General features: G+C 41.2%; 13 protein-coding genes. 9 read left to right on the forward strand and 4 right to left on the reverse strand.

Features of this window, described 5'->3' with window-relative positions:
* The first annotated feature begins 122 nt into the window (after positions 1-122).
* Together tehB and PTT44_RS08645 are read left to right on the forward strand one after the other, a co-directional pair.
* Complete coding sequence (tehB, locus tag PTT44_RS08640; RefSeq protein ID WP_168159421.1) at positions 123-986, forward strand: SAM-dependent methyltransferase TehB; 864 nt, start codon at positions 123-125, stop codon at positions 984-986.
* 105 nt (positions 987-1,091) lie between these two features.
* Positions 1,092-4,004 carry an HD domain-containing protein gene (locus PTT44_RS08645; protein ID WP_168159373.1) on the forward strand — a complete coding sequence of 971 codons (2,913 nt, stop codon included), beginning with the start codon at positions 1,092-1,094 and terminating at the stop codon, positions 4,002-4,004.
* A 52-nt stretch (positions 4,005-4,056) separates the two neighbouring features.
* Here PTT44_RS08645 and fadA read toward each other — a convergent pair whose 3' ends face one another.
* Positions 4,057-5,229, reverse strand: coding sequence for an acetyl-CoA C-acyltransferase FadA (fadA, locus tag PTT44_RS08650; protein ID WP_168159372.1), 1,173 nt, complete (start codon positions 5,227-5,229; stop codon positions 4,057-4,059).
* Positions 5,230-5,241: 12 nt separating this feature from the next.
* The gene (gene fadB, locus PTT44_RS08655) at positions 5,242-7,395 is read right to left on the reverse strand and encodes a fatty acid oxidation complex subunit alpha FadB (protein ID WP_148826874.1); all 2,154 of its coding nucleotides are present in this window, start codon (positions 7,393-7,395) and stop codon (positions 5,242-5,244) included.
* A gap of 479 nt (positions 7,396-7,874) precedes the next feature.
* Here fadB and lpxO point away from each other — a divergent pair, with 479 nt between their 5' ends.
* The 6 genes from lpxO to pgsA all read left to right on the forward strand — a co-directional run bounded on the left by lpxO (position 7,875) and on the right by pgsA (position 13,478).
* On the forward strand, positions 7,875-8,789 hold the full coding sequence (lpxO, locus tag PTT44_RS08660; protein ID WP_168159371.1) for a lipid A hydroxylase LpxO: 915 nt from the start codon (positions 7,875-7,877) through the stop codon (positions 8,787-8,789).
* Positions 8,790-9,007: 218 nt separating this feature from the next.
* Positions 9,008-9,415, forward strand: coding sequence for a PH domain-containing protein (locus tag PTT44_RS08665; protein ID WP_010325754.1), 408 nt, complete (start codon positions 9,008-9,010; stop codon positions 9,413-9,415).
* A gap of 155 nt (positions 9,416-9,570) precedes the next feature.
* Positions 9,571-9,915, forward strand: coding sequence for a DUF2185 domain-containing protein (locus PTT44_RS08670; protein ID WP_168159370.1), 345 nt, complete (start codon positions 9,571-9,573; stop codon positions 9,913-9,915).
* A 161-nt stretch (positions 9,916-10,076) separates the two neighbouring features.
* Positions 10,077-11,876 carry an excinuclease ABC subunit UvrC gene (gene uvrC / locus PTT44_RS08675; RefSeq protein WP_148826871.1) on the forward strand — a complete coding sequence of 600 codons (1,800 nt, stop codon included), beginning with the start codon at positions 10,077-10,079 and terminating at the stop codon, positions 11,874-11,876.
* A 113-nt stretch (positions 11,877-11,989) separates the two neighbouring features.
* Positions 11,990-12,784: a thioesterase family protein gene (locus PTT44_RS08680; protein WP_168159369.1), complete on the forward strand. Its 795-nt coding sequence runs from the start codon at positions 11,990-11,992 to the stop codon at positions 12,782-12,784.
* A gap of 106 nt (positions 12,785-12,890) precedes the next feature.
* A complete protein-coding gene (gene pgsA / locus PTT44_RS08685) occupies positions 12,891-13,478 on the forward strand; it encodes a CDP-diacylglycerol--glycerol-3-phosphate 3-phosphatidyltransferase (RefSeq protein WP_004692729.1) in 588 nt (195 codons plus the stop codon).
* A 54-nt stretch (positions 13,479-13,532) separates the two neighbouring features.
* On the opposite strand, the gene PTT44_RS08690 is transcribed toward pgsA, so the two are convergent.
* Positions 13,533-15,335, reverse strand: coding sequence for an ABC transporter ATP-binding protein (locus PTT44_RS08690; protein ID WP_168159368.1), 1,803 nt, complete (start codon positions 15,333-15,335; stop codon positions 13,533-13,535).
* Positions 15,336-15,463: 128 nt separating this feature from the next.
* Here PTT44_RS08690 and PTT44_RS08695 point away from each other — a divergent pair, with 128 nt between their 5' ends.
* Complete coding sequence (locus tag PTT44_RS08695; protein WP_168159367.1) at positions 15,464-16,096, forward strand: alpha-ketoglutarate-dependent dioxygenase AlkB family protein; 633 nt, start codon at positions 15,464-15,466, stop codon at positions 16,094-16,096.
* A 6-nt stretch (positions 16,097-16,102) separates the two neighbouring features.
* Here PTT44_RS08695 and PTT44_RS08700 read toward each other — a convergent pair whose 3' ends face one another.
* Positions 16,103-16,873 (reverse strand): IclR family transcriptional regulator, encoded by a 771-nt coding sequence (locus PTT44_RS08700; protein WP_004692725.1) that lies wholly within the window; start codon positions 16,871-16,873, stop codon positions 16,103-16,105.
* Between the last annotated feature and the right edge of the window lie 213 nt (positions 16,874-17,086).

Here is a 17,086-nt window from a genome sequence, read left to right on the forward strand (position 1 = left end):
CATCTGCTGTTTCTAGTCACTGAATGAATGTTCATTTGAGTCTGAACTGGATATGATCATGCATGCGCCTGATTAAAAGTATGGACTGGCGAATACGTCATAACAAGGGTGGGAATCGGCTGATGCAAGACTTGATTTGTTATAAAGAACTGCCTGTGTGGACTGCGCAGGCCATTCCGCAAGGGTTTAAAAATCAACACAATACCAAAGCGGGCACGTGGGCCAAGCTAAAGATTTATCAAGGTGAGCTGAGTTTTGCTTTTCTAGATGAGGCAGGTCAAGTGCAATCTGAACATCTGTTTACAGCTGAGCAACAGCCACCGTTTATTCAGCCTCAAGCATGGCACAAAATTGTTTCGACCAGTGACGACATAGAGTGCCAGTTGCAATTTTACTGTACTCCGCAGGATTATTTTAATAAGAAATATCAGCTTTCACCTACACACTCAGAAATTTTGGCGGCTACCCCGTATTTACACGGTGTTCGGGCTTTGGATGTGGGCTGTGGACAAGGGCGTAACAGTCTGTATTTAAATCAGCAGGGCTTTGAGGTGGATGCTTGGGATGTGAATCCGCAAAGTTTGCAAAAATTACAGCAGATTATAGATGCCGAAGGTATTCAAAATATTCATGTGAAACAGCGGGATTTAAATACTGACCCAAGCATTACAGGTACATACGACTTTATTTGCTGTACGGTGGTGATGATGTTCTTGCAAGCGCCAACGGTGAAACCATTAATTGCGCAGATGCAGCAAGCCACAAATGTAAATGGGTTGAATTTGATTGTGTGTGCCATGGATACCGATGATATTCCTGCGCAGGCTGACTTTCCTTTTGCATTTAAAGCTGGAGAGTTAAGGGCGCTATACGAGGGTTGGAATATTGTGAAATACAATGAAAATGTAGGTGAGTTACATCGGGTTGATGCCGATGGTAAACGGATTAAACAGCATTTTGCGACGTTATTGGCGCAGCGGGTATAAATGCAAAAATTATTAAGATGATTGTAATTCTTTTGGCTACAAGAACTTAAAAAATAAGTAAATATTGTTTAGGATGGGCTTAACAACTAAATAAATGAATTCATTATGAGTACTAAATTAATAGCCCATTTGAAAAAGAAATGCGAAGAAGATGGAAACGTAGCAATTCTATTTGCACAGTGGGAGTTTGACCAAAAGTTAGTAGGAAAAGCTTTAGAAAATATTGGTGGTTTTTATCCACATTTTAGTAATCATAATGCATCACATTCACAGCAAATTTTGGTCAATATCGAACGGCTATTGGGTGATGATATTGAATTACTAACAGCCATAGATACGTGGCTAATTTTAGAAGCTGCTTATTGGCATGATGTTGGAATGTTAGTTGATGCTAAAAATGCAAAGGAAGTACATTCCAATCCTGACTTTAATTTCATGATTCAAACTATTGCAAATGAAAAAGAACATGATCTTCAAAAATTCTGCCAAGCCTATGTCGAAAAAAATTGGTTATCAGCAATTGGTACTGTAGATCATCCTTTCGATGGTATTGAGCAATATCGTCAATTAGTTGCTGAGTGGTTTAGACGTGGACATGACAAGAGGGTTGGTAAAATTGTTGAAGATCCTTTTAAAGATTTAGGAATAACTTCACCTAGAACTGAACTTTTACCAAACCGAATTTATCGTTATTTAGGACAAATTTGTGTTTCTCATGGTATGAATTTCGATACTTTGATGGAAACAATCCCTTATAAACAAACTGGATTGGGAACAGAAGATTGCCATCCACGTTTTATAGGGTGTTTACTCCGTTTGGGGGATTTGTTTGACTTAGATGACAATCGTTTTTGCCCAGTTATGGCAAAGCATGTCAGTAATATGCCTTCTGTGAGTAAACATCATCATGACAAACATTTATCGTTACGCGAGTTTCAGCTTGATAAACGAACAGTAAAGCTAGTTGCTGAATGTCCTGATGAAATGTCTTATGTAGAAACGCAAAATTGGTTTGGATGGATTCGAGAAGAATTTCAGAATCAGATGTCACAATGGAACTTAATTGTACCTGATTTAAAATTTGGTTCACTACCAACTATCGAACAATTAGATGTAAAAATGGAGGTGAAATATGAAAATGGGGTTAAGAAAGAAAAACTACTTCTAAATAATAAGCCAATGAAATTTAAGTTAGATGAAAAAAATGCTATGGAGCTATTACAAGGAGCAAACTTGTATAGTGATGAATATAGTATATATCGTGAACTGATTCAGAATTCAATTGATGCCACAATGTTAAGAATTTGGCTTGAAGAAGATCAAGAAAAACTTAAAGAATTACATCCCTATCATGAAGATTTTCTAAAAATTCTCGAAAAATATCCACTTCGTTTGGAAGTCAATAAAGTTAAAAATATTGAAGGTTCTTTAGATAGTATTTGGGAATTTCAAATTATCGACCAAGGCATTGGAATGAGTATGGTTGATCTTGGCTATATGCAGACTATGGCAGGATCGAGCAAAAATATTCATAAAAAGAAAATTATAAATGAAATGCCGCAATGGATGAGGCCCTCAGGTGAATTTGGTATAGGATTACATAGCGCATTTCTATTAACAAAAGACTTACCGATTCAGTATCAGAATATTAAATTTGATACATGCAGCTATTTTTCTCACGATAGTTTAGATATTGAAATGTCCTCCCCTCTAGGTGGAAAGCAAGGTTATTGCTTTATAACTAAAAATGTTGGTGATAGAAGAAAAATTGGTACTACTACAAAGTTTTATATAAAAGTTAATTTTGATTTGGAAAAAATCTACGACAATCAAAAGCTTAGTTTACTGAATAATGTTGATACTTTTGAAAAAAAATGGATTCAATTTCAAAAAAATAAAATATATGAGAGAGTCTTAAAATATGCACCAATTTGTACTTATGGTTTTACCAAAGAATTAATTACAGATGTAATATGGGATAAAGAAAAGCAAGTTGCATTTTATTTGAAGCCTAATATTAAAATTGATTTATTGAGGAGTGAGTTTTTATTTAAAGGTCAAACAGTAGGAATTAATGATTATAGGGGTTACCCACTTTCACATAGTCATAATTATGATTACATGGTTGATATATATGGTATTAGTGCAAAAAAAATATTAAATATCAGTAGAGATTTTTGGAATATTAATTTTGAATATACGCATGGTGAGTTTTTAACAGAATTATATGAAAAATTTATACGCTGTAAAACTGGAAGAGAAAATGATTTGTTGAGATTGATTTATGGCGAAGGTCACAGGTTTGAGGAATTTACTACAAATGAATGGGTAGGTTATTCTATTGGTGAATATAAAATAAAAGACATATTAGGAAATGATAATTTTTATATTTTGAATGTAAGGTCGCATGAAAAAAACTATGAAGAGAAGAAGAAGTACCTTCGAAAACTTTTCTCTGATCATATAATTATTGAGTCTCAAGATGATTCTGAGGATATTCTTATCGAAGCTTTGAATAAATTTTGTCAAATTCATTCTTATGATATATATGACTTGAGAAATAAAGAGTCAAACATACAATATCCTGAACTTGTTGGTGTAAGTTTCTATACTAAAAATAATAGCCATCCTGAAATAGTAATTGAGAATTTATATTGGGACAAAAATCAATCTATGTATTTTAGTGAAACTAAAGAAGAAAATGAGTTTAGTCTCCTATGGAGATCTTTATCTAAATCAGATGAAATTGGGTATTATGGTATTGAATATATAAGTAAAAGTTTTAATAGGACTGGTCTTTTAGATGTGTTTGAAATTCTTTTTATTCATCATGATGATGAGCCTTGGAGGGAAAAGGAAATTCTTTCACCTTATCAAAATGTAAATGGAATGATAGAGCTTTTAGACTTAGATAGTTTAAGTATATATGTCGCCAATAGAAAGGGTGATTTAACAAATTTAGAAAAATATAAGGATACATATAGAAAATTAGTTTTAGAAATTGATAAGTATAAATAGAGAAAACCCCGCAATAAGCGGGGTTCTTTTTATCTCAGTATTTAATTAAACATTAAACACGTTCGATAATCGTTGCGATACCTTGACCAAGACCGATACACATAGTCGCAAGACCAATTTGCGTATCTTGTTGTTCCATCACGTTTAACAACGTGGTTGTGATACGCGAACCAGAACAGCCCAATGGGTGACCCAATGCAATCGCACCACCATTTAAGTTAATGATGTCTTGCTTCTCATACACGCCTAAGCCTTTCATTACTGATAAGCCTTGAGCAGCAAACGCTTCATTTAACTCGATGGTTTGGATATCCGCCATGCTTAAGCCAGCACGTTTAAGCGCTTTTTGAGTTGCAGGTACAGGACCATAACCCATGATCGCAGCATCACAGCCTGCAACCGCCATAGAGCGAATCACAGCACGAGGCTTAAGACCTAAAGCTTGAGCGCGTTCAGCAGACATGAGTAGCATTGCAGATGCACCATCAGACAAAGCTGAAGAAGTCGCAGCTGTTACTGTACCGCCTTTCGGGTCAAATACAGGACGTAAACCTTTGAATGCTTCAAGGTTTGCATCTGGACGAATCACTTCGTCGATGTCGCAAAGGATTTTGAAGCCATTTGCATCATGACCTTCAACACCCACGATTTCGTTTTTGAAACGACCTTCTTGCGTTGCAGCCCAAGCGCGGCGGTGAGATTCCACACCGAACGCATCTTGTTCTTCACGCGTAATGCCGTTCATACGACCTAACATTTCAGCCGTTAAGCCCATCATGTTAGACGCTTTTGCATAGTGTTTAGATGCTTCTGGGTTCAGGTCGATGCCGTGCATCATGCCGACGTGACCCATGTGTTCTACACCACCGATGATGAAGATATCACCTTGATTGGTTGCAATCTGTGCAGCAGCGGTGTGAAGCGCTTGCATAGATGAACCACAAAGACGGTTAACCGTTTGACCTGCCACAGTTTTTGGAAGGTCAGCCAATAAGCCAATGTTACGACTAATGTTCATACCTTGTTCTAAAGTCTGGTTTACACAGCCCCAGATCAGGTCTTCAACTTCATTGGTGTCAAACTGGTTACGAGCAACTAAAGCACGAACCAATTCAGCCGATAAGCTGTCAGCACGTACATTGCGGAACATACCGTTTTTGGTTTTACCCATTGCTGAACGTACGCCATCAACGATGACAACGTCACGTGGATTTAAAGTAGCCATTCACGTTGCTCCTTAACCGTAGAATTTTTTGTTGTTAGCAGCCATGTCACGCAACATTTGTGGCGCTTCATAAGCCTTACCTAAGTGTGCGTATTTGTCGCAAAGTGCAACGTATTCAGCAACACCTGTTTGGTCGATGTAACGGCATGGACCACCACGGAATGGAGGGAAACCTACACCCATAATCATCGCCATGTCTGCTTCAGAAGCAGTCGCAACGATGTTGTCTTCTAGGCAACGAACAGTTTCGTTACAGAAAGCCAGCATCATACGGTCAATGATTTCTTGAGCATCAAACTCGCGTTTTTCTGCAGTTGCCACAGTAGCCACAAGTTCATACGCAGTTGGATCAACCACTTTGGCTTTTTTGCCTTTACGGTCAAGTTCGTATTTGTAGAAACCAACGTCGTTCTTTTGACCCAAACGTTTGTTTTCGTACATGATTTCGATTGAACCTTTGAAATCTGGCTTCATACGGTCAGGGAAACCTTCAGCCATCACTTCTGCACCGTGAACGCCCGTGTCGATACCAACAACGTCGATTAGGTAAGCAGGACCCATAGGCCAGCCGAATTTTTCCATGACTTTGTCGACTTGTTGGAAGTCAGCGCCGTCTTTCAATAGAAGGTCAAATGCACCGAAGTAAGGGAACAATACACGGTTTACAAGGAAACCAGGGCAGTCGTTCACAACGATTGGTGTTTTACCCATTTTCTGAGCAAGAACTACAGTGGTCGCAATCGCTTCAGCCGAAGTCTTCTCACCACGGATCACTTCTACCAATGGCATCATGTGTACTGGGTTAAAGAAGTGCATACCGACAAAGTTTTCAGGGCGTTGTAGGTTTTCAGCCAAACGTGTGATTGAAATGGTTGAAGTATTTGAAGCAATGATCGTGTTATCACGAACATTTTTCTCAGTTTCAGCCAGTACAATGCCTTTTACTTTTGGATTTTCAGTTACTGCTTCAATCACGATGTCCACTTCTTTAAACTCGTCATAGCTTAAAGTCGGACGGATGCGCGCAAGCGTTTCACCCATTTGAGCAGGTTTCATCTTCTTACGTTCAACTTGTTTGGTCAGTAAGCCATTGGCTTCTTTCATACCCAAAGCAAGTTGCGGGTTACCAATGTCTTTCATGATGATTGGTGTGCCTTTGCTTGCCGCTTGGTAAGCAATACCGCCACCCATGATACCCGCGCCCAATACAGCCGCTTGGTTGACAGGGTGTGCACCTTTTTCATATTTCTTCGAAGTTTTCTTCACCACTTGGTCATTGATGAATAGACCAATTAATGCATTTGCTTGTGGTGTAATCGCTGCTTTTGCAAAACCAGCCGCTTCAGCTTGAAGTGCTTCATTACGTGGAAGGCTTGCACCTGCTTGTAATGAGTCAAGAAGAAGTTTAGGCGCAGGGTATTGCGCAGGATTTGCTTTTGCAAGAACTGCACCTTTCGCCGAGTTGAACGCCATCATTTGTTCGATTGGGTTCAATTTAACTGGGTCAAGTTTTTCTTGGCGTTTTGCTTTCCAGTCTACACGGCCAGCAAGGGCTTGTTTAACCAAGTCAATTGCAGCGTCTTGTAGTTTGTCAGCAGCAACAACTGCATCAACTGCACCATCTTTCAGTGCCGCAGCAGGTTTTTTAGGATTAGCCATGGCCATCCATTCAACTGCATTGTCGATACCAATTAGACGGCTTAAACGAACCGTACCACCGAAACCAGGGAAGATGCCCAGTTTGATTTCAGGAAGACCGACTTGAGCCGCGTCTGACATCACACGATAGTCACACACGAGACACATTTCAAAGCCACCGCCCAATGCCATGCCATTGATCGCTGCAACTTTAGGAATCTCTAAATCTTCAAATGCGTTGAAGATGTCGTGAACAGGCAATGCCCAATCCACAATCGCTTGTTCGCCTTGAGCGAAGTTTGCACCAAATTCAGTAATATCTGCGCCAACGATAAATGTAGATTTAGCCGAAGTAACGATTAAGCCTTTGATGTCACCGTTTGCTTTAACAGCGTCAATTGCAGCTTTAAAATCTTCAATCGTTGCACGGTTAAATTTGTTGACCGACTCACCTTGTAAGTCAAAGCGGAATTCTGCAATTCCGTCCGAAAGCATTTGGACGGTAATGGCATTGCCAGCGTGGATCATGCCTGATCTCCTTTATTTTGGAGGACTTCTAAGTTGATGTTGTGAAGCGAGTACGTCATTCCTACGTACATCTATGCTCCGCCAATCTTACGATAACTATATCGAAAAAGAACATAACAAGTTGTATCAAGCCGTGACGCAAGGGTCATCTATTTTTATTCAATTATTTCGTGTGCTTGCGTGATGTATTTTTGAATGATGCGGCCTAAATAGAGTGAAGTTTTTGTTTCATTTAAGATTTTTTATGGATGAGTGTTCAAAAAATGATTAGACGGCGTCCTTATATTTCAAGTCAATCTTTGTGCCGATTTTGGCAATTTAGTCAATGCTGCACTTGCAGGTAAACTCAAACAGAATGAAAACTTGTGATGAAAAGCTGGAAATAGGACGTACTTTGCAGCCTATGTTACAATTCGCAGTCTAGACCGAATACCGGTCTTTTTCTTTTATTTCGTTTTCTTTGGTTTCCAGGTTTTCATATGATTAAGTGGATCATTCTGGCGATTTTTATTCTTTCTGCACTTTATATTCAGCAACGTGGGAAGGTTCGTCACTCGTTTTATCGTCAATTTTTCGATCATTCAACGATTCTTGCACCGATTAACTATCTCATGTACATGTTTTCAAAGGTGCCGAATCAGCCCTATATCGACACTCAGCATTTTCAAGACTTAAAAGTGTTGGATGAAAACTGGGAAATGATTCGTGATGAAGCAAAAGCTTTATATGAAAAAGGCGGAATTAAAGCATCGAGCAGTTATGATGACTTGGGGTTTAACTCCTTTTTCAAAACAGGATGGAAGCGTTTTTATCTGAAATGGTATGACTCTGCGCATCCGTCAGCTGCTGAGCTTTGTCCAAAAACCACAGCCTTGCTGAAAACCTTGCCGACCATTAAAGCCGCGATGTTTACTGAACTGGCACCAGACAGCCGTTTGGTTCGTCACCGTGACCCTTATGCGGGTTCATTGCGTTATCACTTGGGGCTGATCACACCGAACGATGACCGCTGCTTTATTGATGTGGATGGTCAGCGCTATTCATGGCGTGATGGTGAAAGTGTGGTCTTTGATGAAACTTATATTCACTATGCAGAAAATAAGACCGATCAAAACCGCATTATTTTCTTTGCCGATGTCGAGCGTCCATTAAAGACACGATTTATGGAGCGTTTCAATCACTGGTTTGGTAAAAAAGTGATGACCGCTGCTAGCTCTCCAAATGAAGCAGGGGACCAAACGGGTGGACTGAATAAAGTCTTTGGTTATGTCTATCAAGTGCGGATCAAAGCCAAAGCTTTGAAGAAAACCAACCGTCAACTGTACTACTTCTTAAAGTGGTTCCTGATGCTCGGAATTTTCTTCCTGATCTTTGTTCGACCTTATGTGTTTTAAAGTACATTAAACGCCCTGAGTGGCGTTTTTTTATTTGGGCAGAAAAGGGGAAGCCTATCTGCCCTTTTGATTTTTCTATTTATTTCAAGGCTTACAGTGGATTCGAACCACGCATGGCTTTATGCTTTATCCAGTTAAAACTAAAAACAACATGAGCGCGTATCTGTGTCATTTTTAAGATCGCAACTTATAACTTAGATCAAGCATGAGGTTTCAAGGTGCAAAAGTTTCGTTCTAAGATGGACTGGTGGTTTTTGGGGTTTATTATTGCGATGTCAGGCCTGTTAGCCCAATTGATTTTGACCACCTATGGCAAAGGCATTTTGATGCAAAATCTTTTGTTCGTTGTGGTCTATGCTTTGACTATTGTTTTACTGTGGTGGCCGCTGTGGAGTACCCGCTATGTGGTTGATCAGGAGCAACTGACAATTCGCAGTCTCTGTTTTAAATGGATCATTCCCTTGACTGCGATACAGTCTGTTTCTGAAACAGATAATTCCATCAGTTCACCAGCCTTGTCCTTAGATCGTCTAAAGATTGAATACTTAAAAGAGGGCCAAACCAAAACCATTTTGGTGTCACCAAAAGATAAAGTAGCGTTTAAAGCTGCGTTAAAATTGTCATAAATACAGTCTTAGGCACGTTGTATGCTTTACGGGGCTAAGCGAGTGAAAGCCTTGCTCAAATATGCCGTGAAGACTAAAGTAAAATAAACTTGAGTTCTGTTCATCCCACAAACCTCCACATGCAAAACGTCTACTTGCCGTTGAAGGATATTCTTATGAAGTCGTATCAATTGAGTCCGACACAAATTCAAACTTTAGTGCCGCATATGGGAAGTTGTATCGCTTCAGATATGATTACGGTGCAAGGCCTAAAAGTGGCCTACATGTACCGTGAAGAAGCACAATCTAGTGAGGAAAGTGGTTGGGTGTTTTTATCGGGTGAAGAAGGGGATGACTATATTGAAGACCCTGAAAATTTAGGCCTTTATGAGGTCAATGTGATTGCCAACTATGATGCGGACATCATTGCTCACTTAAATGCGCCTGCGGGAAGTCACTTTGCCCGCAATGAACAAGGTGTGTTTGAACGGATCGATTTTGAAGAGATGGATCTGGAATAAGCCTTCAATCTCAGTATCAATGTCTTTTGCCAGCCAGACTGGTTGTGAAACGCACTAGCAATGAGCTTGAAATGCGTCAGACCTGCCCAATCTAAAAGACAGATCAAAGGCTAAGCCTGCACAGAACAGTTGACGGCGAGCCGAGAAAATTAGGGAACCCTGTGAACGAAAACGCACGAGAACATATCGAAAAAATTTTAGCCAATATGACCACACTGCCGGGCGTTTATCGCATGCTCGGCAAAGACGGTGAACTGCTGTATGTGGGCAAAGCGAAAAATTTAAAAAATCGTGTTTCTAGTTATTTTGTCAAAACCATTGAGCACCCGAAGACGCAGGCTTTGGTGGCGCGTATTTATGATATCGAAACCTTAGTCGTTCGTTCCGAAACTGAAGCGCTGCTGCTTGAACAAAACCTGATTAAGCTGCACCGTCCACCCTATAACATCATGCTCAGGGACGATAAATCCTATGTGTATATCTTTGTCTCTGCCGACAAACCTTATCCACGGATTGCATCAGGTCGGGGCAAAGGCAAACACCAAGTTGGGAAGTTTTTTGGACCGTATCCGAGTGCTTATAATGCACGGGATACTTTGTTGGTTTTGCAAAAACTGTTTAATGTTCGCCAGTGTGAAAATAGCTATTTTTCACAGCGTAAGCGTCCTTGTTTGCAGTATCAAATCAAGCGTTGTTCAGCACCGTGTGTAGGACTTATTAGCCCTGAAGAGTATAAAAATGATGTCGATAACTCGATTCGTTTTTTACAAGGGGACACCAAAGAGCTGAATCAAGAACTGATTGCGAAAATGGAGCAAGCGGCCGAAGCCTTAGAATTTGAAAAAGCGGTGTTTTACCGTGACCGTATGGCACTGTTACGGGATGTCCAGTCTCAACAAGCTATTTATAAGCTCAAAGGTGAAGCCGATATTTTAGCGATTGCCTATCAGGCGGGGGTGACCTGTGTGCAGATTATGCATGTGCGCAACGGGAAAATGCTCGGAGGTAAAAGTTATTTTCCAGATATGCTCGGAGAGGGTTTGGGGCAAATGCTGGCTGACTTCATAGCGAACTTTTATTTCCAAGTGGCAGATGAAGTACCCAGTGAGGTGATTGTAAATGTCGAATTGCCCGATCGAAAAGAACTGGAACAAGCGTTACAACAACAGTTTGATAAGAAAGTACAGATTAAACATAGCGTGCGTGAGACACGTGCAGAGTGGTTAGAGCTGGCACAGATGAATGTGCAGCATGCGATCAAAGGGCAATTGGCCAATCACTTTGAACTGAATGAGCGTTTCCATCAACTTGAACAAGTGGTGGGACGTCCGATTGATCGGATCGAATGTTTTGACATCTCACATACCATGGGCGAAGAAACTGTGGCTTCCTGTGTGGTATTCGACAGTGGCGGCATTCGTAAGCGCGATTATCGTCAGTTTTCAATTCAAGACATTACCGCGGGTGATGACTATGCCGCAATGCGTCAAGCGCTGACCCGTCGTTATAAAAAAGCCATGCTGCCTGATTTATTGCTGATTGATGGTGGTAAAGGGCAGTTGCATATGGCGATGGATGTCATGCAAGAGCTGGGTTTAGAGGCCTTTATGGTCGGGGTGTCAAAAGGTGAAGGGCGTAAACCGGGCCTTGAAACCCTACACTTTACCGATGGAACTAAAATTCAGTTGCCTGAAGATCATAAAGCGTTGCATTTGATACAACAGGTACGTGATGAGGCACATCGGTTTGCGATTACTAAACACAGGGCTAAACGTGATAAAAAACGGGGTTCATCGATTTTGGAAGTGATTCCGGGGTTGGGGCCGAAACGCCGCCGCGATTTATTGACGCACTTTGGTGGGATTCAAGGGGTGTTGAAAGCCTCCGAAAAAGACTTAACCCTAGTCCCCGGTTTGGGTGAAGTGATGGCCCGTACTATTTATAAAGTTTTGCATGAGTAGAACCGCATCTACTACGATGGCAAAAGTGCTTATTGACCCATGGGTCATTGATCATTCACATTGGTTGAATTGTGTTGTAAAGATATAGACGGAATTTAAAACAAGGATGCCACATGTCGCTTCAACACAGTTATCAGGCTTTAGCAGAACAAGAATGGATTGATATTCCTACAGGCTGGTTACAAGGACGCACGATTTATGGTGGACTGGTCGCAGGTTTAATGATGCAAAAAGCATTGTTGACTCTTGCCGATGACACGAAGCATTTACTCAGTTGTAGCGTGACTTTTGTTGGCCCAGTACAACAGGCCAAAGTTCGTTTAACCAGCGAGATTCTACGTCAAGGCAAGTCGGTTACGACCTTGGAAGTGCGTTTATGGCAAGATGATGCAGTTCAAAGCATTTTAGTGGCAAGCTTTGGGACACAGCGTGAATCAAGTATCCATGTGCATCAAGAACCTGTAGCGCCAGCATTTCCATCGGTTGATGGTCTTACAACAGCACCGCATCACCCGCTTGCACCTGAGTGTTTTAAGCAGTTGGATATGGTTTGGGTCACAGGGCAGTATCCGTGTACAGCCAGCCCAAAGCCTGACTTTTCTGGCTGGTATCGCTTTAATCCAGACTTACATGAAAATCGAGACATGACCGTAGCCGACCTCATGGTGTCGATGGACATTTGGCCACCAGGGGTGCTACCGATGTTTAAAAGTATGGCACCCGCCAGTTCGCTAACATGGCATTTGACCTATGTGCATCCGTTGAAAAATCAGTTACACGATTGGATGAAATACCACGTTGAAACGCAATATGCTGCGGGTGGATATTCCACCGAAGCCACCTATTTGTGGGATGATCAGAATCGTTTAATTGCAATTTCACGTCAAACAGTTACCGTGTTTGCCTAGTGACACCTTAGGTCAATTCGTATAAAGTGGGCGCTATTAACGATGGATTAAACCTCAAAAAAGTGTGCATTTTCATCGTACATGAGGGAAACAACTGGCGGTGTTTATGACTACAGGTCGCATCCTGAATATTCCTAATATCTTGACCTTGGCGCGTATTGCCTTAATTCCGGTCTTTTTGTTGGTGGCCTATTGGCCCCCTGTAATGGGTATCGCTGAACAAGCGGTAAGTATGTCTCGTCATATTTTGTTGACGTCTATTTTTGTCGTTGCAGCGGTGACAGATTGGTTCGATGGTTATTTGGCGAGGACTTTAAATCAGACCTCTGCATTTGGGCGTTTCTTAGACCCTGTTGCGGATAAATTGATGGTGGCAGCAGCACTGATCGTGTTGGTGCAGTGGAAACCAGAAATTTCGATGGCATTTGCGGCGATTGTGATTATTTCCCGTGAAATTACGGTGTCAGCACTGCGTGAATGGATGGCAGAGTTAGGTGCACGTACCAATGTAGCCGTGTCTACGGTTGGGAAATATAAAACCGCTTTTCAAATGATTGCAATTACCGTGTTCTTACTGAATTGGCAGCCGCTTGAAATGTTGGCTTATGCATTGTTGTATACCGCAGTAATTTTGACTTTGTGGTCGATGTTTATTTATCTCAAAGCAGCTTGGCCGTATTTAAAACAGCCTTGATTCTTAGATTTTTAAAAAGCTCCTGCGGGAGCTTTTTTTTGTACCTGAGATACATTAGCTATGCGTTTCTTCCTCAGTATCATCTTCAAAAGTCTTGGCAATTTTTCCAATATTGAGGCTCTTGGCCATGGCATCGAAAATTTCCTTATAGACTCCATCCTGACGGTACAGCGCTTCATGTTCCCCATGTTCAGCAATACAACCTTCCTTCATGACATAGGTATAATCGGCATCGATAATTTGTGACAAACTATGCGAAATAATAATCACCGTTCGCCCTTGTTTGATCTCATCGAGGCTCTGTTTAATTTGCTCGCTAGCAATCGCATCGAGGCTAGCGGTTGGTTCATCCAGAAAAATAATCGGTGGGTTTTTGAGGAACATACGTGCCAGTGCAATGCGTTGTTGTTGTCCACCTGAAAGCATCAGTGCATCGGATTGGTAAGCTGAGGGGAGCTGCAAAATTTGTTCATGAATAGAGGCTTTTTCTGCGGCAGCATAGACCTCTTCATCACTGGCATTGATTTTTCCATAGCGAATATTGTCTAAAATACTGCCCTGAAAAATGTGATTTTTCTGTAAGACGAGGCCAATGTGATCGCGTAAATAGGCGGTGTCGATGTCTTGTAAATCAATTCCATCGAGCTCAATTTTTCCTGCATCAGGCTGATAAAATTTATCTAATAGGCTAATTAAAGTGGATTTTCCGGCACCAGATAAGCCCACCAAAGCCGTGATTTTGTTGGGTCGAATTTCCATGTTGATTTGTTTTAATGCGTGATGACCATTGGGGTAGAAAAAATCGACATTCTTTAGGCTGAATTTTCCCTGAATTGTGGGTTTGAGCGCACCACTTTGCTCGATTTCATCATCTGCTTCTAAAATTTTAAAAAAACTTTCCGCGTAAATCATTGCATCATTGACTTCATCATAAATACGGTGTAATGAACGAATTGGCGCAGAGACATTATTAAACAGCAAAATATGAAACATGATCATGCCAATGCTCATTTGTCCATCGAGTACAAAGTACGCCGTGAGGATGATAATCAGCACAATCCCGATTTGTTCAATAAAGGTCTTTAAGCCATCAAATAAAAAGCTGAGTTGGCGCGTTTGCATCTGGTTATCGGTCAGTGCTTTTTGCAGTTTTAGTTGTTTGGTCGATTCAATGGACTCCCGGTTAAAGGACTTAATCACGCTAATCGACTGGATAATACTGAGAATGCCTTGGCTCTTTTTTTCACGGCCATCACGCAGGTTGCGCCGCCATCCGCCCAGTTTCTTAGCTTGTTGGAAGGTCAGCCAAAAGTAAATTGGGATAATACTGGTCGCCACCAAACCGACGTAGAAGTTGGCATAGTACATCAACCCCAGTGCCACAATGGCACTGCTAAAAAGTGGCAAAATATCGATAAAAAAGATTTGTACCAGACGGGTGAGTGAGCCAATGCCACGGTCAATTCGCGTTTGTAGCTTACCTGCTTGGTTCTGATCGGCATTAAAAAAGGCCAAACGGTAGCTGAGAAATTTTTCGATAATGCTTTGCGCCAAGTCTTGCGATACCAGAATGCGGAGCTTTTCCCCATAAAACTTTTGACCAAACTGCACCAAGGCACTGATGATTTCTTTACTGAGTAAAATCACAGAAATGGTGATCAAAATATGTAGGCCTTCGGTCAGTCCTTGGCCTTGTTCGACCAGACGGTTGATACTGTCGACGGCATATTGCAAAGTCAGAGCATTGACCTGCGCAGTGAAGGAACCAATGAGCGTCAGGATCAAGGTCGCAATCACCAATATCCGATAGGGACGGACAAAGGGGCGAAGCTTTTGAAACAACTGCCAAAGGTTCATACATGCTTCTTTTTATTGTGAAAGTTCAGTTGAGTGTATGCATAAGGAGGCTAGGCGACAAGCTGTGACTTTGTTTTGATTTGTGTCGTTCTAAATTCAGTTAAACTGTTTGCAGAGGAGGAAAAGTCATGACCTTAGATCTGTTTAGTCCTGAACCGCAAGCAAACTTGCTCCCATTCGATGGGCAGGTGCAGGACTTGGGCTTGATTTTAACTGCGGAGCAAAGTGCGAAATATTTGGATTATTTTTTAGCACATTTGGCATGGCAACCTGACGAGGTCGTACTGTATGGCAAACGTTATGTCACGGAACGAAAAGTGGTGTGGTATGGCGATGCCGAGTACCAATATCACTATTCGGGTAGTGCCAAGCAAGCACTGTTATGGCATCCCGCTTTGTTTCGTTTAAAACACCATATTGAGCAACTGGTGGGACATCCATTTAACTCATGCCTAGCTAATTTATATGAAAATGGCAGCCAAGCCGTCGGCTGGCATAGTGATGATGAGCCTTCACTACGTTCACCGCAGCAAGAAAATGTGGTGATTGCCTCACTCAGTTTTGGCGCAACCCGTAAGTTTTGCTTTAAGCACAAGTTTAAACAGGAAAAAGTCGGGCTGATGTTGCACAGCGGGCAATTGATCGTGATGCGTGGACAGACCCAGCGCTACTGGAAACATGCTTTGATGAAATCCAGCAAAATCACTGAGCCGCGTCTGAATTTAACCTTTCGCTATTTCTATCCAATGCTTCAACGCTAAGTAAAATTAAGCTTCAATATTATGCAATAGATGGCATTTCTGTTCGATCTGTAAGGCGCTATGTCTTAATATTTCAACCATTTTTTTCAGATCCACAAATTCAAACCGGTTTTTCGAAGCCAATAAGGTCAGTGCCAACGGTGTATCTTTGGGTGAAAATTTGACAGGTACAGACAGACTGGCAAGGTTGGGGTCAAACTCGCCATTGGAAAAATAATAGCCCTGTTTCTTAATGGCTTTCATTTTCTGTAAGAATTCATCTTGGCTCGCGGCAAAATTGACCTCGGCCAGCTGAGCCGAAAATTTTTGATAATATTCAATAATTTTAGCTTTGCTGAGCTGTGAAATCACCACTTTAGGCGATGAACCTAAATATACGGGACGTGGGCAACCACGCCCATAAGAAAATAACTCAAGGTCTTTAAAGACTTCACCATATAGGTCAATACAGTGCTCTGCGTTGAGCTGGGTGAGGATACAGCAAAACTCCGTTCGCTCAACGATGTCTTGCATAAAAGGAATGCTGATTTGTAAGAGTGGGTCTGTCGTTCGAGAGATATAGTCCAAAACAGCAATTTGAGAGCCTAAAGTATAGTCACCACTGGTTCCACTTAAGCGCTGTAAAAGTCCTGCGGATACCAATTCCTTTAAATAACGATAACTGGTGGGCTGTGATAGCCCCAGTTCGGCACTGATGATATCGACATTGATAATCGGGCGTGACACAGAAAAGAGGTCTAAGACAGTGAGAATTTTACCGAAACTTGAAAGTGCCATAAGAACCTACTTAGTCAAAATAAAAGCCATTTGAACGACAGTTACTATATAACAAAAAACCTAGACTCGACATGGCTTTCGTTCTGAGCGCATGGCTTTCGTGGACTTTTATCAGCATTTGTAACGCAATAAAAGGGGTGAAATATGATCTTGAAAACATGTAAATTATCATATTAAGATATTTTAATTGACAAAAATCTATATTTTTGGAAA

Source organism: Acinetobacter sp. Gutcm_16 (assembly GCF_028649355.1).
Classification (GTDB): domain Bacteria; phylum Pseudomonadota; class Gammaproteobacteria; order Pseudomonadales; family Moraxellaceae; genus Acinetobacter; species Acinetobacter johnsonii.